Below are 18,553 nucleotides of genomic sequence, written 5' to 3' on the forward strand. Positions count from 1 at the left end.
CGTTAGCGCGATTGCGACGCGTCGCTCACGCGCTCGCTGTGCGCATCCTGCGCGCCCGGCAGCGCCGCGCCGCACACGCCGAAGCGTTCGATCAGCGCGGGCACGCCTTCCACCGGCACGGGCCGCGAGAACAGGAAGCCCTGCGCCTCGATCGGGCCGAGCGCGGAGAGCCATGCGATCTGCTCCTCGGTCTCGGTGCCTTCCACGACCACGGTGAGGCCGAGCGAGCGCGCGAGATTGACGATGGCCGCGACCATCACGCAAACGCTGCGGTCGGCCGGAATCGCTTGCACGAACGAGCGGTCCACCTTGAGCGTATCGACGGCGAAGCGGTTCAGGTACGACAGCGACGAATAGCCGGTGCCGAAGTCGTCGAGCGCAACGCGTACCCCCAGACGCTTCAACGCGAAAATCTTCTCCGAGACGAGTTCGGGGTACTCCATCATCGCGGTTTCGGTGATCTCGAGTTCGAGCTTGTGCGCGGCGATGCCGGTTTCCTCGATCGCGTGCGCGACCGTCTCGTAGAGGTCGCCGCGCCAGAACTGCACTGCCGAGATATTGATCGCGAGCGAGAGCGTTTCATAGCCTTGCTGCTGCCACTGCGCGAGCTGCGCGCACGCGGTGCGGATCACGAAGTCGCCCACCGGCACGATCAGGCCCGTGGACTCGGCCACCGGAATGAACTCGCTCGCTGGAATCAGCCCGTACTGCGGATGATTCCAGCGCACCAGCGCCTCGAAGCCCGTGATGCAGCGGCGACGCAGATCGATCTTCGGCTGATAGGCGAGAAAGAGCTGCCCTTCGCCGAGCGCGATGCGCAGTTGCTGCTCCCACTTCATCAGGTGGTCGGCGCGGTGCGCGAGCTGCGGCGAGTAAAAGCGGAAGCAGTTGCGGCCGGCCTCCTTGGCGGCGTACATCGCGAGGTCGGCCTTCTTGAGCAGGTCGATCTCGCTCTCGTGCGCCACGGCGAAGAGCGCGATGCCCGTGCTCGCGTGCAGCACGAAGGCGCTGCCGCGCACGTCGAACGGATGCGTGAACGCGGCGTTCGTCACTTCGGCAATCGAGCTTGCGCGTTTCTCGATTTCGTCGCCCTTGACGATCACCACGAATTCGTCGCCGCCGATGCGCGCGAGCGTGCCCGCGCCGCCCACCGCGTCGGCGAGACGCGCGGCGCTCATCTGCAGCACGATGTCGCCGGCGTTGTGGCCGAGCGTGTCGTTGACCGTCTTGAAGTTGTCGAGGTCGATGAAGAGAATCGCGAGGCGCCCGAGGTTGTCCGGCTGCGAGACTTCGTGGCGCAACCGCTGCAAGGTGGCGTAGCGGTTGGGCAGCCCCGTGAGCAGGTCGTACTGCACGAGTTGCGACATCTCGCGCTCGCGCCCGAGCAGCTTGCCGATCAACCCCGTGGCCACGGCGAAGAACGACAGCATGGCGAGCGAGATGAACGTCGCCATCATCAGGTAGACGTTGCGCGTGTGGTTGTAATCGGCGAACTGCTCGGCTTGTGACAGGCCGACCAGCACCGCGAGCGGATAGCCGTCGATGTGGCGATACGAAACGATGCGCGTGACGTGGTCGATCGGGTCGGTGTAGGTGCCCGAGACGTGCTCGGCCATCGGGTACACGCCGCTCGCCGAGAACGCGCCGTTCGCGCGCTCCGCGTTGCCGGTGCGGCGCGCGAGCACGGCGCCGGCGTCCGAGATCACGGCGATCACGCCGTCGCGGCCAATCGCGGCGTTGTTGTAGAAGTCGCTCGTGAAATAGCTCGGGTCTTCGGAGACCACCACCACGCCCGCGAACGAGCCGTCCGCGTGATTGAGGCGCCGCGTCATCTGCAAGGTCCAGTGGCCCGAGACGCGACCGAGCACCGGCTTGCTGATATAGAGCTGATCGTCGTTCTCGTGCTCGTGCACCTTGAAGTGCTCGCGGTCCGAGAGGTCGATGGGCTTGGGATTCGGGTCCACGGTGTTGGCGACCAGCTTGCCGTGCTCGTCGATGATCGACACCTGCACGAGCGAGTCGCTCTGCACCACGCCTTTCTCGACCGTGCTCGAGAGGTTGAAGTGCTCGGGCGTCTTCTCGAACTCGTACTTCACGAAGCGCGTGATCTGGTCGACCTGGTGGATCGCCTTCACCGTATGCTGCTCGAGCGCCGACGAGAGGATGGCCGCCGAAGCCGTGGCCTCGCGCTGGGCCGCTTCCTTTTCGACCGCAAGGCGCGTGAAGATCACGGCCCACAGCAGGATCAGCACCAGCACGCCGAGCGCCGGGATGGCCAGCAGCGTGCGCGGGCGCGTGTAGGCCGGCCCGGGCGCGGCGCGCAGCGCGGCGTCGCGCGAGAGGGAGCGCCGGTTCGCGCTCATCGCGCCCGCCGCACGCGCACACCGCCGCGCCGCAGATGCGGCGGCCGGGACTGCAACAAGGCGCTCGGTTGGATCGGCGGCATCGGAACGGCTGTGGAAATAGCGCGGAGTGCGCGAACGTGGACCATCGGATGGATCGTTATATCCGATGTCTGGATCTTAATGGTTGGACAATGAATTAGGAAGCTATCCCTCCCCGGGTATACACGAGTCGTTGCGCCCGTCGAGGGCAGGTGTCGACGCCCGCTATCTGCTGCGCATGGGCGGAATGCCGTGCATCGGGCGAGAGCGGCGAGTTCACGCAGAATGCATGCCTGAGTACACGGCCCCGCGATGTTCAGGAAAGAGATCGCGACGATGACGATCGCGTGTCGCTCATGCGAGCTGAATCGTGCCGTCGACCACTGTGAGCGCCGCGCCGCCGATCCAGATCTTGCCCGCTGCGTCGTCGTAGTCGACGAAGACGCGGCCGTCGCGCCCCATCGCGGTGCCCTGGCGCACGGTATAGCCGCTGCCGGGCCGGCGGTCCTGCTGCGCGAGCAGCATCGCAATCGCAGCATTGGCGCTGCCCGTCACGGGGTCTTCGCCAATGCCCAGATCCGTCATGAGGCAGCGCACCTCGAAGGTGGCGGGGCCATCCGCATCATGCGCGCCATAGGCCGCGAGCCCTTGCGCGCCCACGCTCGCGGCGACGCTCGCAAGCGCCTCGTAATCGATGTCGAGCGCGAGCACCGCCTGCGCCGAGGCGAGGCGCACCACGAGCCACGGCGCGCCATTGTCGACACCGCACGGCGGCGCGCCGAAATCGATCGCATCCGAGCGCAGGGCCGCGCGCAACGCGTCGTATCGCGCCTCGGGCAGCGGCGTCATCGTTGCGGGCGGCGCGGCGAAGGCCCAGCGTGGCGCGCCATCGTCGTCGAATCCGGCCGGATGCCGCGCGGCCAGCTCGATAAGGCCCGCGCCGCATTCCTGCACGAGCCGGCCAGGCGTTTTCGGCTGGCGGCCGCTGTCGAGGAACGCATGCGCGGTGCCGAGCGTCGGGTGGCCCGCAAAAGGCAATTCGCCCTGCGTCGTGAAGATGCGCACGCGATAGTCGGCGCGCGCATCGCTGGGGGCGAGCAGGAACGCGGTTTCGGAGAGATTGGTCCAGCGCGCGATGCCTTGCATCTGCGCCGTATCGAGCCCGTCCGCGTCGAACACGACTGCGAGCGGATTGCCTTTAAAGGGATGCGACGTGAATACGTCGACCTGTTTGAAGCGGACGTTGCGTAGAGCCATGACGCGAGAATGAGGAGCAGGACGAAAAAAAGCCCGGCCGGGTCGCGACAGACCTGGCCGGGCTGCTTGCTATGCGCCGAATACTTACTCGACTTCGGCGATCAGCTCGATCTCGACGCACGCGCCGAGCGGAATCTGCGCGACGCCGAACGCCGAGCGTGCGTGCTTGCCTTTCTCGCCGAACACGTCGGCGATCAGCTCGGATGCGCCGTTCGTGACGATGTGCTGCTCGGTGAAGGTGAGCGTCGAGTTCACGAGGCTCATCAGCTTGACGATGCGCTTGACCTTGTTGAGGTCGCCCACGTGGGCATGCAGCGTGGCGAGCAGGTCGATCGCGATCGAGTGCGCTGCGGCCTTGCCTTCCTCGGTCGTGAGCGACTCGCCGAGCTTGCCGGCCCAGACCTTGCCGTCCTTCTTCGCAATGTGGCCCGAGAGGTACACGGTGTTGCCGCTTTGCGCGCTCATTACATAGGCAGCGGCGGGTGCGCCGGCGCTCGGCAGTTCGATGCCGAGTTCTTTGAGGCGGTCGTAGACGTTGAGGTCAGCCATGATCAGGAGTCCTTTTGCAGTAAAAGTGAGAGTGAAAACGGGTTCGGGGCAGCGTGCATCAGAGGCGCGCGCGGATCAGTTTCGCGAGCGTCGCCACGCCTTCCTCGATCTTCGCGGGCGGCACGGTCACGAACGAAAGGCGCAGCTTGTTGTGCTGCGGCTCGCTCGCGAAGAACGGCGCGCCCGGCACGAAGGCCACGTTCTGCGCGACCGCTGCTTCGAGCAGCTTCATGGTGTCGATGCCCTCGGGCAGCGAGACCCACACGAACATGCCGCCTTCGGGGCGGTTCCAGCTCACGCCCTCGGGCATGTTGCGCGCGAGCGCGTCGAGCATCGCCGCGCACTGGTCGCGGTAGAGCGCGCGCACCTTGGGGATATGCGTGTCGAGAAAGCCGTCCTTCACGACTTCGTGAACGATGCGCTGCGTGAAGCTCGGCGTGTGCAGGTCGGTGGCCTGCTTGGCCTGCACCAGTTTGAAGTGCAGCTCCTCGGGCGCGATGATGTAGCCCACGCGCAGGCCCGGCGCCAGCACTTTCGAGAACGAGCCCAGATGCACGATGTGCTCGGGCGCCATCGAGAGCAGCGTGGGCAGCGGCTGGCCCGCGTAGTCGAGTGCGCCGTAAGGATCGTCTTCGATGACCGGAAAGGGCGCACCCTGCGCGAAGCGGGCAAGCGCCTCGCGCCGTTCGAGCGGCAGGCGGCGGCCCGTCGGGTTCTGGAAGTTCGGGATCGCGTAGAGCAGGCGCGCGCCATCGGTGAGTTCCGGCGTGAGACCGTCGGGCACGAGGCCCTGCTCGTCGGTGGGGACCTGCACGTAGCGCGGCTCATAGAGCGAGAACGATTGCAGCGCGCCAAGATAGGTGGGCGTTTCGACCAGCACGGGGCTGCCCGGCGAGACCAGCACCTTGCCGAGCAGGTCGAGCGCCTGCTGCGAGCCCGTGGTGATGAGCACTTGCGACGCGCGGATCTTCGCGCCGCCCACGGAGTATCGCTCGGCGACCCATTCGCGCAGCGGCAGGTAGCCCTCGGTCGCGCTGTACTGGAGCGCGCCGGTGGGGTTGTCGCGCAGGATGCGGTCGGCGGCCACGCGCATTTCCTCGACCGGGAAGGACGCCGGTGCGGGCAGGCCGCCCGCGAATGAAATGACCTCGGGCCGTTCCGTTACCTTCAGGATTTCGCGAATCGCCGAGCTGGTCAGCTTGATCGCACGCTCGGACAGTTGCCACGCGGGGGCAGCCTTGAGATCGCTTTGGTCCATGAGGTCTCCTTGTTGAGGTCGGGAACGAGGGTTTGAACGGCCCCGATGGCGGCGGCGCGAGCGTGAGGCGCACGCGTCGCCGAACTTTCAATTATGGCGCGAAACCCGCTCGCGCGGGCGTATCGCACGACATGGCGCGACATCCGAACGACAGCCTTACCGGCCAGTATCCGAAGAAATGTACCGGTATGGTGTCAGACAGTAACGGTACAATCGCTCCGATAGTGTTCTGTACAGTTGGAGCCGCCATGTCGTCCGTCCCCCTCGACCAGATTCCGGCACCGCACGACGCTGCCACGACCACGCTCGTCGATCAGCTGGTCCAGTGGGGCCGTCGCCGTATCGAAGAGCGCGTGTTCCGCCCCGGCATGCGTATGCCGTCCATCCGCAAGCTCGCGCTAGACAAGGGCGTCTCACGCTTCACGGTGGTGGAGGCCTACGAGCGCCTCGTCGCGCAGGGCTACCTCGATTCGCGGCGCGGCTCGGGCTTCTACGTGCGCGAGCGGCTCGCGGCCGTGACGCCGCTGGAGCGCGGTCCCGCGGCGCCCGGCACCGGCGCTGACGCAGCGGCCGAGCCCGCGCCGCCGCCCACCCTCGACGTGGTCTGGCTGCTGCGCAACATGCTCCATTCGTCGACGCATCCGGAAAAGGGGCCGGGGCTCGGCTACCTGCCCGCGCGCTGGCTCGACGGCGAACTGCTGGCGGGGGCGATGCGCTCGCTGGGCCGCCAGAGCGGCTCGCAACTGCTCGGCTTCGGTTCGCCGCAAGGCTTCCTGCCGCTGCGTCAGCAGTTGCAGACGCGTCTTGCCGAGTTCGAGATCGGCGCGACGCCCGAGCAGTTCGTGATGGTCTCCGGCGTCACCCAGGCCATCGACCTGCTCGCGCGCCTGTACGTGCGGCCTGGCGACACCGTCGTGGTGGGCGACCCCGCGTGGTTCCAGATGTTCGGCCGCTTCGTCTCGCAGGGCGCGCGCCTCGTGGGCATGCCGTACACACCCGAGGGGCCGGACCTCGACGCGCTCGAAACGCTCGTGGCGACCTGGCGGCCGAAGCTGCTCGTCATCAACTCCGTGCTGCAGAATCCCACCGGCACGTCGCTGACGGCGGCGCAGGCGTTTCGCATCCTGCGTCTTGCGGAGCAGTACGACTTCCTCGTCGTCGAGGACGATATTTACGGCGATCTCTGCCCGGCGGGCTATCCAGCCACGCGTCTCGCGAGCCTCGACCAGCTGCGCCGGGTGATCTACCTCGGCAGTTTTTCGAAGACGCTCGCGCCCAACCTGCGCGTGGGCTTCATCGCGAGCGCGCTCGACGTGGCGCAGGCGGTCGCGGACCAGAAAATGCTGGTGGGCATGACGAGCCCCGAGCTCAACGAACGGGTGCTGTTTCGCGTGCTCACCGAAGGCCACTACCGGCGCCACGTGGAGCGCCTGCGCGCGCGGCTGGACGCCGTGCGCGACAAGGCCGCGCGCATGCTCGAGCGCGCGGGCTGCAAGCTCTTCGTCGCGCCGGGCGCGGGCATGTTCCTGTGGGCCGACACCGGTGTGGACGCCGACGCGCTCACGGCCGCCGGCCACGAGGCAGGCTTCCTGCTGACGCCGGGGAGCCTCTTCTCGCCGCACCAGTCGCCCACCACCTGGATGCGCTTTAACATCGCGAACTGCGGCGACCCGGCGCTGCCGACGTTTCTCTCCGGCTATCTGGACGGCGTGGCGCGGCGCGCCTGAAACTCACCTGAAATCTGCTTGAAAACCCTTGAAACCGGCGCGGCGCGTCCCCATATGCGCGCTCGACGCGCCGCGGGACTGCCCACGCGGCCGACCCCACTGATTGCAACGAACGAGGACCCCGACCATGGCACAAGAAACCATGAGCTTCCAGGCGGAAGTGAAACAGCTTCTGCACCTGATGATCCATTCGCTGTACAGCAACAAGGAAATTTTCCTGCGCGAGCTGGTTTCGAATGCATCGGACGCCGCCGACAAGCTGCGCTTCGAAGCGCTCGCCAACAGCGCGCTTTATGAAAGCGATCCGAACCTGCGCATTCGCGTAGGCTTTGACAAGGCCGCGCGCACCATCACCATCGACGACAACGGCATCGGCATGAGCCACGACGAAGCCGTGGCCAACCTCGGCACGATCGCGCGCTCGGGTACCAAGGAATTCTTCGGCAAGCTCTCGGGCGACCAGCAGAAGGACGCGGCCCTGATCGGCCAGTTCGGCGTGGGCTTTTATTCGGGCTTCATCGTCGCCGACAAGATCACGGTCGAAAGCCGCCGCGCGGGCTTGCCTGCAAGCGAAGGCGTGCGCTGGACGAGCGCGGGCGAGGGCGAATTCTCGGTCGAGACGATCGAGCGCGCGCAGCGCGGCACCACCATCACGCTGCATCTGCGCGAAGGCGAAGACGAACTGCTTTCGGCGTGGAAGCTCAAGTCGATCATCCAGAAGTACTCGGATCACGTCGGTCTGCCCATCGAGACGAAGAAGGAAGAATGGGACGCCGAAAAGAGCGAGATGGTCACGAAGGACGAATACGAGACCATCAACCAGGCGAGCGCGCTGTGGACGCGCGCGAAGAACGACATCAGCGACGAGCAGTATCAGCAGTTCTATCAGCATCTCGCGCACGATCACCAGAACCCGCTCGCGTGGACGCATAACCGCGTCGAGGGCCGCAGCGAATACACGCAGCTGCTCTACGTGCCGTCGCATGCGCCGTTCGACATGTGGAACCGCGATCACAAGAGCGGCCTGAAGCTCTATGTGAAGCGCGTCTTCATCATGGACGACGCCGAGCAACTACTGCCGAACTACCTGCGCTTCGTGAAGGGCGTGGTCGATTCGAGCGATCTGCCGCTCAACGTCTCGCGCGAAATCCTGCAGGAAAGCCGCGACGTGAAGGCGATTCGCGACGGTGTGACCAAGCGCGTGCTGTCGATGCTCGAAGAGATGGCCTCGGCGCAAACCGACGCCGAAGCGAAGGAAGAAGACAAGGCTAAGTACGCGACGTTCTGGACCGAGTTCGGCCAGGTGCTCAAGGAAGGCGTGGGCGAAGACCAGGCGAACGGCGAACGCATCGCGAAGCTGTTGCGCTTTGCATCGACGCACAACGACACCGACGAGCAGACCGTCTCGCTTGCCGACTACGTCGCGCGCATGAAGCCCGAGCAGACGAAGATCTACTACGTGACCGCCGACACCTGGCAGGCCGCGAAGAATAGCCCGCACCTCGAAGTGTTCCGCAAGAAGGGCGTGGAAGTGCTGCTGCTCACCGACCGCGTGGACGAATGGATGCTGTCGTTCCTGAACGACTTCGACGGCAAGCCGCTCGCGAGCGTGGCGCGCGGCGACCTCGATCTGGGCGCGCTCAACGACGAGGAAAAGCAGCAGCAGGAGAAGGTGGGCGAAGAACTCAAGCCGCTCGTGGAGCAAATGAAGGAAGCGCTCAAGGGCAAGGCCAAGGACGTGCGCCTCACGTTCCGCCTGACCGATTCGCCGAGCTGCCTCGTGGCCGACGAAGGCGACATGAGCGGCTACCTGCAGCGCATGCTCAAGGCCGCGGGCCAGCAGGCGCCGCAGATGCAGCCGATCCTCGAAGTCAATCCCGAGCATCCGCTCGTGAAGGCGCTGCGCACGGATAGCGCGGACTTCGGCGACTGGTGCCATCTGCTGTTCGATCAGGCGATGCTGGCCGAAGGCGGTGCGCTGGAGGACCCGGCGAGCTTTGTGAAGCGGACCAACGCGTTGTTGCTGGCGCGGGCGGGTTAATTTAGAAAGCACACGCCTCGCTTGCCGGAGGCGTTTGTTGAATTGCCGATCCCCTCGCGGCCGTGTGCTGCAAGGGGATTTTCTTTGAGGCGGCGTTTCTTGCAGCTTTGTTTCGCCGTTTGCCCCGCAGCGAATTGAAATGCGCGCGGCCTATAATGCGCGCCATGCTTATCCGATTCGATGCCGCCGACGCGCACTGGCGCGTCGCGCCCCTCGCGGCCTTCAGCGCCGACCAAAAAGACTGGCTCACGCGCGGCGGTTCACTGACCGCGCATCTGCGCGCGCTCGGGCACGTTGCCGTGCGCGTGACGCGTGAGGCCGTCGACATGCCCTGGCCTGACGAATACGCCGCGCTCGGCCTCGCGCCGCGTGCACGCGCCTGGGTGCGCGAGATCGTGCTCGAAGTCGACGGCGTGCCGTTCGTGGCCGCGCATAGCGTGACGCCGATTGCAGCGAGCCACGGTATCTGGCAGGCCATGCGCCGCCTGCGCACGCGCCCGCTTGCGGAGTTGCTTTACACCGATAGCGGCGTGGCGCGCTCGGCGCTCGTGAGCCGGCGCGTGAGCGCGCGGCATCCGCTGCATGCGCTGGCCGCGCGCGAAACGCAGGGGCATGTGCCGCATGTTTTTGTCGCGCGCCGGTCTGTGTTCGAGCGCTACGGCGCTCCGCTCCTCGTGACCGAATGCATGCTGCCTGCGTTGTGGGCGCGGCTTGCGTGTCTGGCAGGCGATGCGCAACCGGCGGTGCCCGCACATGTTGCTCACTCGGCACGCGAGCGCGGGCCGCTCGGCCATACGGCCTCGCGGGCCGCGCATTCGCCGCTTCCCCCAACCAGTTCTCGCCGATGACCTTCAAGCGCTGCTTCGCTCCGGTCGTCGATGCGCATACGCGCGTGCTGATCCTCGGCAGCCTGCCGGGCGAGGTGTCGCTGGCGCATCAGCAGTATTACGCGCACAAGCAGAACCGGTTTTGGCATCTGGTCGGCGAGGTGATCGGCGCGGACCTTCCCGCGATGGCCTACGATGCGCGGCTGCAAACGCTGCTTGAACATCGCATCGGTTTGTGGGACGTCGTCGCTGAAGCGCAGCGCATTGGCAGCCTCGATAGCCGTATCCGCAATCATGCGAGCAACGATCTCATCGCGCTTATCGGTACATTACCGAATCTGAATACGATCGCCTTTAACGGCGGGACTGCGGAAAGAATCGGACTGAAAGCACTGAGCGAGTGCGGCGAGCAATATCGACTCCTCCGTTTGCCATCGAGCAGTCCGGCGCATGCATCAGTTTCATATGCTCAAAAGTTGGAGGCATGGCGGCAGATTTTCGATTGATGTTCTCAGACGTCACTGCTTCAGGCTTGGTCGATCGTCGCTCTAGTAGTGATCGAGCCAGATTTTTTTGGCTCGATTATCGACTGCGTAGCGAAGCTGGCGGTGGGACGCGCTACGCGACGCTGTAACGGGAAGCAACAGCGTATGGGTGCGCGGCCATGTCACCACGCGCCGCCGCCGAAAACCAGCCCGATGCGCCGCGAATGCTATGCTCTCGGTCGCCCGCGCAGTTGCGGCCGGCGTTGCGTCCAAAGTTGCGTTTGAATTCGCACCAAATCTCGCACCAAAGCTCGCACCAAAGCTCGCACCAAAAAACGCCATGGATTTCACATCCGCACCTGCACCTCATAAGCAAGAAAGCAAAACATCTCCACATGACGAACCTCATCAAGCGCGCTTCGGCCGAAGCGCGCGCATTCAGCAAGACCGGCGGCAAGACCCGCAGCAAGACCGCCTCGAAGCATGCTGACGCCGATCTCGACAACGCGCCGGTCATCGAAGCGCCGCGCAAGCCGCGCTTTGCGCCCGTGACGTTCTCGGAAGAGGGCGGCGTGCGTTATCTGCATTTCGGCACCGAGTGGGTCCAGGGCGCAATGCGTCTGTCCAAGCCGCAGCACATCGAACTCGAATACGCGCAGCAGATGATGTCCTGGCTGCTGTTCCTCGCTACGCCGGCGCGCATCGTGCAACTGGGTCTTGGCGCTGCTGCGCTGACCAAGTTCGCGCATCGCTACCTGCGCCCCGCGAAGGTCGAGGCGATCGAGCTGAACCCGGCCGTCGTGGTGGCCGCGCGCACGATGTTCGAGCTGCCGCACGACGACGCGCGCCTCACGGTGCGCGAGCTCGATGCGTGGGACTTCGTGCATGACCGCGCGAACCACGGCACGATCGGCGCGCTGCAGATCGATGTTTATGACGCGACCGCGCGCGGTCCGGTGCTCGACAGCGTGGCGTTCTACCGTGCGGCACGCGCGTGCCTCACCGAGGCCGGTATTGCGACCATCAACCTGTTCGGCGACCACCCGAGCTATGTGCGCAACATGAAGCGCCTGAAGGAAGCGTTCGACGGCCGCGTGATCGCGCTGCCCGAGGTGCACGAGGGCAACCGCATTGCGCTGGCGTTCTCGGGTCCGGCGCTCGAAGTGAGCTGGGCGGCGCTCGAGAAGCGCGCGCGCCTGCTCGAAAGCAAGCTCGGTCTGCCGGCGCACCAGTGGGTGAAGGCGCTGCGCGAATCCAACGCCGAAAACAGCAAGAGCAGCAAGAGCAACAAGCACGACGACACGTTTGCCATTTGACGCCAGTTCCGCGAGAGGAATCGCGGCGCGCAACGAAAAGCCGGTCCCATGACGAATGAGGGCCGGCTTTTTGTATTTCGGATCGCTATGCTTACTAAATGCTGACGATTCAGGGTCAAACGCACCGCCAGTCGCATCTTGACAACATGATCTAAATTGGGGTCCGCCCTTCTTGACCCGTTGCTGCCGCATCGCTACTCTTTTCTGCGCTTTCGGGGACCTTGCGAGGCACGATCTCGCGGGCCAGGGACCGCTCCATATCGGGCGGTGGACCGCTTCGAAACCCCCATAACTACATAAGTAACGAGGAGACGTCATGGCTCACGACGCCGACGCCGCGAAAGCCAGCAAGCACTGGCTATGGCTGTTGATCTTGCCCTGGATCGCCATGATCTGGGTGCCGTCGTACAACAAGGTCGAGCCCACGCTGTGGGACTTCCCATTTTTCTACTGGTATCAGCTGCTCTGGGTGCTGATCAGCGCAGTCATCACCGTGGTTGTCTATATCAAGACCAAGGATCGCTCGAAGAACGGCGGCAAGGCAGGGGGTGCGCGATGAACGGTACGGCAACCTTCGTCTTTGTCCTGTTGTTCATCGGCGTCACGATCGTCGGCTTCCTGGCCGCGCACTGGCGCAAGGGCGATCTCGCCCATATCGACGAGTGGGGGCTCGGCGGCCGGCGCTTCGGCACGATCGTCACGTGGTTCCTGCTCGGCGGCGATCTCTATACCGCGTACACCTTCGTGGCGGTGCCAGCGCTCGTGTTCGGTGCGGGGGCAACGGGTTTCTTCGCGTTGCCCTATACGATCCTGATCTACCCGTTTGCGTTCGTGGTGTTTCCCAAACTTTGGGCCATCGCCAAGCGCCACAGCTATGTCACGTCGGCCGACTTCGTGAGCGCGCGCTACGGCAGCCGCATGCTCGCGCTCGCCGTCGCGGTCACCGGCATCGTCGCGACCATGCCTTACATCGCGCTGCAGCTAGTGGGCATCGAAGTGGTGATCGGCGGGCTCGGCTTCGACACCACGGGCTTTGTTGGCGACCTGCCGCTCATCATCGCGTTCGCGATTCTGGCGGCCTACACCTACACGTCGGGTCTGCGCGCGCCGGCCATGATCGCGGTGGTGAAGGACGTGCTCATCTACATCACGATCATCGCGGCCATCATCGTGATTCCCGCGCAACTGGGCGGCTTCGGCCATATCTTCGGCGCGGTGCCGCCGGCCAAGCTGCTGCTCAAGGCACCGGATGCGGCGAGCCTGAATGGCTATAGCGCCTATGCGACGCTGGCGGTGGGCTCGGCGCTCGCGCTGTTCCTGTATCCGCACTCGGTCACGGCGATTCTCTCGTCGTCGTCGGGCAACAGCATCCGCCGCAACATGGCGATGCTGCCCGCGTACTCGCTCGTGCTCGGCCTGCTCGCGCTGCTCGGCTACATGGCGCTCGCTTCGGGCGTGAAGGACATGCCGCAATACGCGCCGTACTTCAAGGCCTTCGGCCCGAACTTCGCGGTGCCGGCGCTGTTCCTGCAGTACTTCCCGTCGTGGTTCGTGGGCGTGGCGTTCGCGGCTATCGGCATCGGCGCGCTGGTGCCGGCGGCGATCATGTCGATCGCGGCCGCCAACCTCTACACGCGCAACATCCACAAGGAGTTCATCAACCGCAACATGAATCACGAGCAGGAGACCAATGTGGCCAAGCTGGTTTCGCTGATCGTGAAGGTGGGGGCGGTGGCGTTCATCCTGGGGCTGCCGCTCACGTATGCGATCCAGCTGCAACTGCTCGGCGGCATCTGGATCATCCAGACGCTGCCCGCGATCGTGCTCGGCCTGTACACGCGCATGCTCGACTGGCGCGGCCTGCTGATCGGCTGGGCGGCGGGCATCGCCACCGGCACGTGGATGGCGATTTCGCTGCACCTCAAGGGCTCGATCTTCGTCGTGCACCTGTTCGGCATGGACGTGCCGGGCTACGCGGCGGTGTGGTCGCTGATCGTGAACCTCGTGGTTGCCGTGGCGGTATCGCTGCTCGTGCATCTGTTCGGCATGCAGAAGGGCGTGGATCGCACGCGGCCCGAGGACTATCTCGACGTGCAGGAAGGCTGATCCGGCGCGTCTTCCGCGCGCAATCTGCGTTGTGCCTGCAATGCCCGCAACTTCACGGTTGCGGGCATTTGTTTTTCTGGTGCAGGATGCCTGCAGGGGGTTTTTTGCCGGGAGGCGTCCTTGCGCGCTTTCCGCTAACTCGCATCACGTCCAGCAGGCTTTTAGCGCACCATGACTTCGTCCGATCACGACCACGATACCGAACCCGCAGTCGCTTCCGGCGACGCAGCGCGCCAGAGCGCCAACGCTGCCTTGCAGCGCAAGCCGCCGCGCCGGCGCTCGCGATTGCGTGCGCGCGTGGAGAACTTTTGGCGCGCGCTCACGTCGCCGTTCTATCGCTATCGCAACGCCGGGATCATCCACGGCGTGCGCGTCGGGCTCGCGATGCTCGTGTCGATTCTCGCCACCACGGGCATCAATATTCCGCACGGCATCTGGGCATCGGTCACGCTGCTCGTGGTGATCGGCGGGCTCCAGCACCACGGCAACATTCGCAAGAAGGCCGCCGAGCGGGCGCTCGGCACGGTGCTTGGCGCGCTCATCGGCCTCACGCTCATCATCGTGCAGGCGGTGACGGGCTTCACGTGGCTCACGTATTCGCTCATGGCAATCGTCGCGGCCGTGTGCAGCTACTATGCGATCGGCAAGGATGGCTACGTGCCGCTTCTTACGGCCATCACGATGTGCATCGTCGCGGGTCACGGCGACAACCTCATCGATACGGGCCTGTGGCGCACGCTCAACGTGATGATCGGCATCGTGATCGCGCTGGCGTTTTCGTTCGCGCTGCCGCTGCACGCCACCTATTCGTGGCGTTACCGGCTCGCCGACAATCTGCGCGAGATGGCGCGCGTTCATGCGAAGGTGGTGAGCGGCGCGCAGGTGGATGCCGATGCACAGGTCGAAGCTTTCCGGCGCCTGAACGCGCGGCTCGTGCAATTGCGCGGGCTGATGCCTTCGGTCGCGCAGGAAATCGATGTGCCGCTCGCACGGCTCGAACAGGTGCAGCGCCTGCATCGCGCGCTGCTGAGTTCACTGGAGATGATGTCGACGGGTCTCGGTCATTACGAGCAGCAACTCGTGCGGATAGCCTTCGCGGGGTACGGCGACTACGTGCGCATGGCGCTGCTGACGGCGGCCCGGGCACTGCGTTTTGGCGGGACGCGGCATCATCCGGAGGCGGCGGCGCGGGCGTTGCGCGCAAGCCCGCTCGACGCGGCCGCGAGGGCGATGCCGACGCCGCCGGACGCCGCGCCGCAGATGCAGGGGCCTTACTGGCTAGAACAGCGTTTCGAGGAGCAGGTGGGGCAACTGCGTGCCTTGCTCCTCGAAATCGAGCCGCGGTGGAACATCGAACGCGCTCATTGGCGCCGCATGGTGTGACGCTCGCATTCGCGAACGTTCTGGGGGCGCTCCGTTTGAACCCGGTTTGAACTCAGTTTGAACTCAGTTTGAACTCAGGCGGCGGGATTTTCGGCCGGCGGCGCGCTGACCATCCACGGCACGCCGAATTTGTCGGTGAGCATGCCGAAGCCGGGCGACCAGAAGGTTTTCTGGAACGGCATCGTTACCTGGGCGCCGTTGGCGAGCGCGTCGAAGTAGCGCTGCGCGGTGGCGGCGTCGGAGCCCGTGAGCGAGACGCTGAAACCGGCGAACTTGTCGTTCTGCGTCATGCAGCCGCCGTCCGACATCATGATCTGCGCGTCGCCGATCTGAAGCGTCGCGTGCATGATTTTCTCGGCGAACTCGGGCGGCATCGGGCGCTCGGGGTCGGGCGGAGCGTCCTTGAAGCGCATCTTGAACAGCTCCTGCGCGCCGAGCGCTTCGCGGTAGAACGCAATCGCCTGCTCGCAGGTGCCGTTGTAAAACAGGTAGGGCTGGATTTGCATCGTCAATTTCCTGGCGGATTAGTCCGATGGCCGGCCCCGTGGAGAAGCGTCGCGCAACCAGGGTGACGGGCGCGGCAGGCAGGGGCCGGGATGGCGCGGCATGTTGCGCCGCTGCCCTGATTCTAGGCGCTCCAGATGACCGCATGCGCATTTCGGGAGCAAGTGTCGTCAGGGTTTGCGAGAGCGCATACGGGAATGAAGGTTGCGCCGCGCGCCATGCAAAAAGGGCCGCACATGCAACATGTGCGGCCCTGATGGAAGCTGCGGTGTTTCGCGTGCTTTTGCGTATTTAACGCGCGCGCAGTTCCTCGATCATCTTTTCGAGCTTGATCGCGTCGGCGGCGAAGGCGCGGATGCCTTCCGCGAGCTTTTCCGTCGCCATGGCGTCTTCGTTCAACTGGAAGCGGAACGACGGCTCATCCACGGCCACGCGCGCGATCTGCGCGTCCTTGAACGCTTCGGGCGAGAGCTTGCGCTCGACCTTTTCCGTGCTGTCGTGCAGCTTCTGCAGCAGGTCCGGGCTGATCGTGAGCAGGTCGCAGCCGGCCAGTTCGACGATCTGGCTCGTGTTGCGGAAGCTCGCGCCCATCACCTCGGTCTGGTAGCCGAACTTCTTATAGTACGCGTAGATCTTGCGCACCGACTGCACGCCCGGGTCATTCGGGCCGCCGTCCTTCGCGTCGTCCCAGTCGGCGCCCTTGGCCTTCTTGAACCAGTCGTAGATGCGGCCGACGAACGGCGAGATGAGTTGCGCGCCCGCCTCGGCGCACGCCGCGGCCTGCGCGAGCGAGAACAGCAGCGTCATGTTGCAGCGGATGCCGTCCTTTTGCAGCACCTCGGCCGCGCGGATGCCTTCCCACGTGGATGCCAGCTTGATCAGCACGCGCTCGCGCGGGATGCCGGCCTGCTTGTACAGGTCGATGATGTGGTGCGCTTTTTCGATCGACTTCTTCGTGTCGAACGAGAGGCGCGCGTCCACTTCGGTCGAGACGCGGCCCGGGATGATCTTGAGAATTTCGGTGCCGAAGGCAACCAGCAGGTGGTCGATGATCGACTCGACCGATTCGCTCGCGTGATCGCGCACGGTTTTTTCGAGCAGCGGCCGGTACTCGGCCTTCTGCACGGCCTTGAGGATCAGCGACGGGTTGGTGGTCGCGTCCTCGGGCTTGTACTGGATGAACTGCTGGAAGTCGCCCGTATCGGCGACGACGGTGGTGTGCTGCTTGAGCTGATCGAGTGCGTTAGTCATGTCAGGCCTTGTGGGCGCGGGTGCGCCGGCATCGGTGGGAGTTGAACGGCTTCGCGCGGCCGGGCGGCTTGCGCCCGGCGCGAAGGGCTGCACACGATGCCGTGCCAGCAGGCACGGCTTACTTCATCATTTTATGGCGGATCGGGTGGCGATGCGATTACGCGAGCCTCAGGCACCGTCAAGCACCTTCAGGCCCCTTCAGGTCCGGCGCGCGTTCAGGATCACCTGCGTGATCACGCCCGCCACGAGCCCCCAGAACGCCGCGCCGATCGTCAGCAGCGTGAGTCCCGAAGCCGTCACCATGAAGGTCACGAGCGCCGCTTCGCGCTCGTGCGGGTTTTGCATCGCGTTGGTGAGGCCGCTCATGATCGAGCCGAACAGCGCGAGCGCGGCGATGGAAACCACGAGCGCGGGCGGAAACGCCGCGAACAGCGCCGCGATAGTCGCGCCAAAAACACCCGCGATCAGATAGAAGAGGCCGCACCAGACGGCCGCCATATAGCGCTTGGTGCGGTCTTCGTGGGCGTGCGGGCCGGTGCAGATCGCCGCGGTGATGGCCGCGAGATTGATGCCGTGCGAGCCGAACGGCGCGAGCACGAGCGAGGCGATGCCGGTCGTGGCGATGAGCGGCGAGGATGGCGTGTTGTAGCCGTCGGCGCGCAGCACGGCGATGCCGGGCACGTTCTGCGAGGCCATCGCCACGACGAAAAGCGGAATGCCGATGCTCACGATCGCCGACGCCGAGAACGCGGGCATGGTGAACACGGGCTTTGCGAGCGCCACGTGGAAGTGGCTGAAATCGAGCAAGCCGAGCACGGCGGCGGCTGCGACGCCCACCACGAGCGTGCCCACGATCGCATAGCGCGGCACCGCGCGCTTGAGCAGCAGGTACGCGAAGAACATCGTGAGCACGAGCGGCGTTTGCACCTGCGCGGCGTGGAAGATCTCGATGCCGATCTCGAACAGGATGCCCGCGAGCAGCGCCGCCGCGATGCCGGCGGGTACGCGCTTCATGAGCGCGTCGAACCAGCCGGTCACGCCCACGGCCGTGAGCAGCAGCGCGCACACGATATACGCGCCGATCGCCTCGGCATACGGCACGTGCGGCAGCGAGCTGATCAGCAGCGCCGCGCCCGGCGTCGACCACGCGATCACGGTGGGTGCGCGGTACCAGAGCGACAGCGCGATGGTGGTCACGCCCATGCCGATCGAGAGCGACCAGATCCACGAGGAAATCTGCTCCGGCGAGAGATGCGCGGCCTGGCCGGCCTGGAACATCAGCACGAGCGAACTCGTGTAGCCGGTCATCATCGCGACAAAGCCGGCAACGATCGTGGCAACCGAGGTGTCTGCGAAGGGGCGCAGCGGTCCCGGCCGGAATGTCGATGGCAGGTCCGGGGACGAAGGCGCGGTCATGCTGGAAATCTCCTGGGTTTATGGTTGTGTGCGCAACGGTATGGCCGCG

Annotated in this window: 15 protein-coding genes; 8 read left to right on the top strand and 7 right to left on the bottom strand. The window is 65.3% G+C overall.

Annotated features, from left to right (window positions below):
• Positions 1 to 2: 2 nt before the first annotated feature.
• The 4 genes from NH14_RS11800 to NH14_RS11815 all read right to left on the bottom strand — a co-directional run bounded on the left by NH14_RS11800 (position 3) and on the right by NH14_RS11815 (position 5,448).
• The gene (locus NH14_RS11800; RefSeq protein WP_035527259.1) at positions 3 to 2,363 is read right to left on the bottom strand and encodes a bifunctional diguanylate cyclase/phosphodiesterase; all 2,361 of its coding nucleotides are present in this window, start codon (positions 2,361 to 2,363) and stop codon (positions 3 to 5) included.
• 375 nt (positions 2,364 to 2,738) lie between these two features.
• The gene (locus NH14_RS11805) at positions 2,739 to 3,641 is read right to left on the bottom strand and encodes a PhzF family phenazine biosynthesis protein (protein WP_035527257.1); all 903 of its coding nucleotides are present in this window, start codon (positions 3,639 to 3,641) and stop codon (positions 2,739 to 2,741) included.
• A gap of 84 nt (positions 3,642 to 3,725) precedes the next feature.
• Positions 3,726 to 4,190: a RidA family protein gene (locus NH14_RS11810; RefSeq protein WP_035527256.1), complete on the bottom strand. Its 465-nt coding sequence runs from the start codon at positions 4,188 to 4,190 to the stop codon at positions 3,726 to 3,728.
• A 58-nt stretch (positions 4,191 to 4,248) separates the two neighbouring features.
• Positions 4,249 to 5,448, bottom strand: a complete 1,200-nt coding sequence (locus NH14_RS11815; RefSeq protein ID WP_035527254.1) for an aminotransferase-like domain-containing protein — start codon at positions 5,446 to 5,448, stop codon at positions 4,249 to 4,251.
• Positions 5,449 to 5,696: 248 nt separating this feature from the next.
• Between NH14_RS11815 and NH14_RS11820 the strand changes: the two genes are divergently transcribed.
• From NH14_RS11820 to NH14_RS11855, 8 genes are all read left to right on the top strand, one after another.
• A complete protein-coding gene (locus NH14_RS11820) occupies positions 5,697 to 7,175 on the top strand; it encodes an aminotransferase-like domain-containing protein (RefSeq protein WP_035527252.1) in 1,479 nt (492 codons plus the stop codon).
• Between the two features lie 127 nt (positions 7,176 to 7,302).
• Positions 7,303 to 9,216 carry a molecular chaperone HtpG gene (gene htpG / locus NH14_RS11825; protein ID WP_035527249.1) on the top strand — a complete coding sequence of 638 codons (1,914 nt, stop codon included), beginning with the start codon at positions 7,303 to 7,305 and terminating at the stop codon, positions 9,214 to 9,216.
• Positions 9,217 to 9,380: 164 nt separating this feature from the next.
• Positions 9,381 to 10,064: a chorismate--pyruvate lyase family protein gene (locus NH14_RS11830; RefSeq protein WP_035527598.1), complete on the top strand. Its 684-nt coding sequence runs from the start codon at positions 9,381 to 9,383 to the stop codon at positions 10,062 to 10,064.
• Positions 10,061 to 10,549: a DNA-deoxyinosine glycosylase gene (locus NH14_RS11835; RefSeq protein ID WP_035527246.1), complete on the top strand. Its 489-nt coding sequence runs from the start codon at positions 10,061 to 10,063 to the stop codon at positions 10,547 to 10,549. The genes NH14_RS11830 and NH14_RS11835 overlap by 4 nt, the downstream gene beginning before the upstream one ends.
• Positions 10,550 to 10,923: 374 nt before the next feature.
• On the top strand, positions 10,924 to 11,844 hold the full coding sequence (locus NH14_RS11840; RefSeq protein WP_052148081.1) for a class I SAM-dependent methyltransferase: 921 nt from the start codon (positions 10,924 to 10,926) through the stop codon (positions 11,842 to 11,844).
• A gap of 316 nt (positions 11,845 to 12,160) precedes the next feature.
• A complete protein-coding gene (locus tag NH14_RS11845; RefSeq protein ID WP_035527244.1) occupies positions 12,161 to 12,403 on the top strand; it encodes a DUF3311 domain-containing protein in 243 nt (80 codons plus the stop codon).
• Positions 12,400 to 13,950 (top strand): monocarboxylate uptake permease MctP, encoded by a 1,551-nt coding sequence (gene mctP / locus NH14_RS11850; RefSeq protein WP_035527242.1) that lies wholly within the window; start codon positions 12,400 to 12,402, stop codon positions 13,948 to 13,950. Before NH14_RS11845 ends, mctP begins: the two co-directional genes overlap by 4 nt.
• Positions 13,951 to 14,121: 171 nt before the next feature.
• Positions 14,122 to 15,333: an FUSC family protein gene (locus tag NH14_RS11855; protein ID WP_084225467.1), complete on the top strand. Its 1,212-nt coding sequence runs from the start codon at positions 14,122 to 14,124 to the stop codon at positions 15,331 to 15,333.
• A 74-nt stretch (positions 15,334 to 15,407) separates the two neighbouring features.
• Here NH14_RS11855 and NH14_RS11860 read toward each other — a convergent pair whose 3' ends face one another.
• The 3 genes from NH14_RS11860 to NH14_RS11870 form a co-directional block, all read right to left on the bottom strand.
• Positions 15,408 to 15,839 (bottom strand): VOC family protein, encoded by a 432-nt coding sequence (locus NH14_RS11860; RefSeq protein WP_035527240.1) that lies wholly within the window; start codon positions 15,837 to 15,839, stop codon positions 15,408 to 15,410.
• 289 nt (positions 15,840 to 16,128) lie between these two features.
• Complete coding sequence (gene tal, locus NH14_RS11865; protein WP_035527237.1) at positions 16,129 to 17,088, bottom strand: transaldolase; 960 nt, start codon at positions 17,086 to 17,088, stop codon at positions 16,129 to 16,131.
• Positions 17,089 to 17,286: 198 nt separating this feature from the next.
• On the bottom strand, positions 17,287 to 18,504 hold the full coding sequence (locus NH14_RS11870) for a benzoate/H(+) symporter BenE family transporter (protein ID WP_035527235.1): 1,218 nt from the start codon (positions 18,502 to 18,504) through the stop codon (positions 17,287 to 17,289).
• Between the last annotated feature and the right edge of the window lie 49 nt (positions 18,505 to 18,553).

It is taken from the genome of Paraburkholderia sacchari (assembly GCF_000785435.2).
In the GTDB taxonomy this organism is placed as follows: domain Bacteria; phylum Pseudomonadota; class Gammaproteobacteria; order Burkholderiales; family Burkholderiaceae; genus Paraburkholderia; species Paraburkholderia sacchari.

Bases quoted from the DNA above. Each gene is read 5' to 3' on its own strand.
- mctP (WP_035527242.1), top strand. From the start codon at position 12,400: ATGAACGGTACGGCAACCTTCGTCTTTGTCCTGTTGTTCATCGGCGTC.
- NH14_RS11835 (WP_035527246.1), top strand. From the start codon at position 10,061: ATGACCTTCAAGCGCTGCTTCGCTCCGGTCGTCGATGCGCATACGCGC.
- NH14_RS11845 (WP_035527244.1), top strand. From the start codon at position 12,161: ATGGCTCACGACGCCGACGCCGCGAAAGCCAGCAAGCACTGGCTATGG.
- NH14_RS11815 (WP_035527254.1), bottom strand. From the start codon at position 5,448: ATGGACCAAAGCGATCTCAAGGCTGCCCCCGCGTGGCAACTGTCCGAG.
- NH14_RS11840 (WP_052148081.1), top strand. From the start codon at position 10,924: ATGACGAACCTCATCAAGCGCGCTTCGGCCGAAGCGCGCGCATTCAGC.
- htpG (WP_035527249.1), top strand. From the start codon at position 7,303: ATGGCACAAGAAACCATGAGCTTCCAGGCGGAAGTGAAACAGCTTCTG.
- NH14_RS11800 (WP_035527259.1), bottom strand. From the start codon at position 2,363: ATGAGCGCGAACCGGCGCTCCCTCTCGCGCGACGCCGCGCTGCGCGCC.
- NH14_RS11810 (WP_035527256.1), bottom strand. From the start codon at position 4,190: ATGGCTGACCTCAACGTCTACGACCGCCTCAAAGAACTCGGCATCGAA.
- NH14_RS11820 (WP_035527252.1), top strand. From the start codon at position 5,697: ATGTCGTCCGTCCCCCTCGACCAGATTCCGGCACCGCACGACGCTGCC.
- NH14_RS11870 (WP_035527235.1), bottom strand. From the start codon at position 18,504: ATGACCGCGCCTTCGTCCCCGGACCTGCCATCGACATTCCGGCCGGGA.
- NH14_RS11860 (WP_035527240.1), bottom strand. From the start codon at position 15,839: ATGCAAATCCAGCCCTACCTGTTTTACAACGGCACCTGCGAGCAGGCG.
- tal (WP_035527237.1), bottom strand. From the start codon at position 17,088: ATGACTAACGCACTCGATCAGCTCAAGCAGCACACCACCGTCGTCGCC.
- NH14_RS11830 (WP_035527598.1), top strand. From the start codon at position 9,381: ATGCTTATCCGATTCGATGCCGCCGACGCGCACTGGCGCGTCGCGCCC.
- NH14_RS11805 (WP_035527257.1), bottom strand. From the start codon at position 3,641: ATGGCTCTACGCAACGTCCGCTTCAAACAGGTCGACGTATTCACGTCG.
- NH14_RS11855 (WP_084225467.1), top strand. From the start codon at position 14,122: ATGACTTCGTCCGATCACGACCACGATACCGAACCCGCAGTCGCTTCC.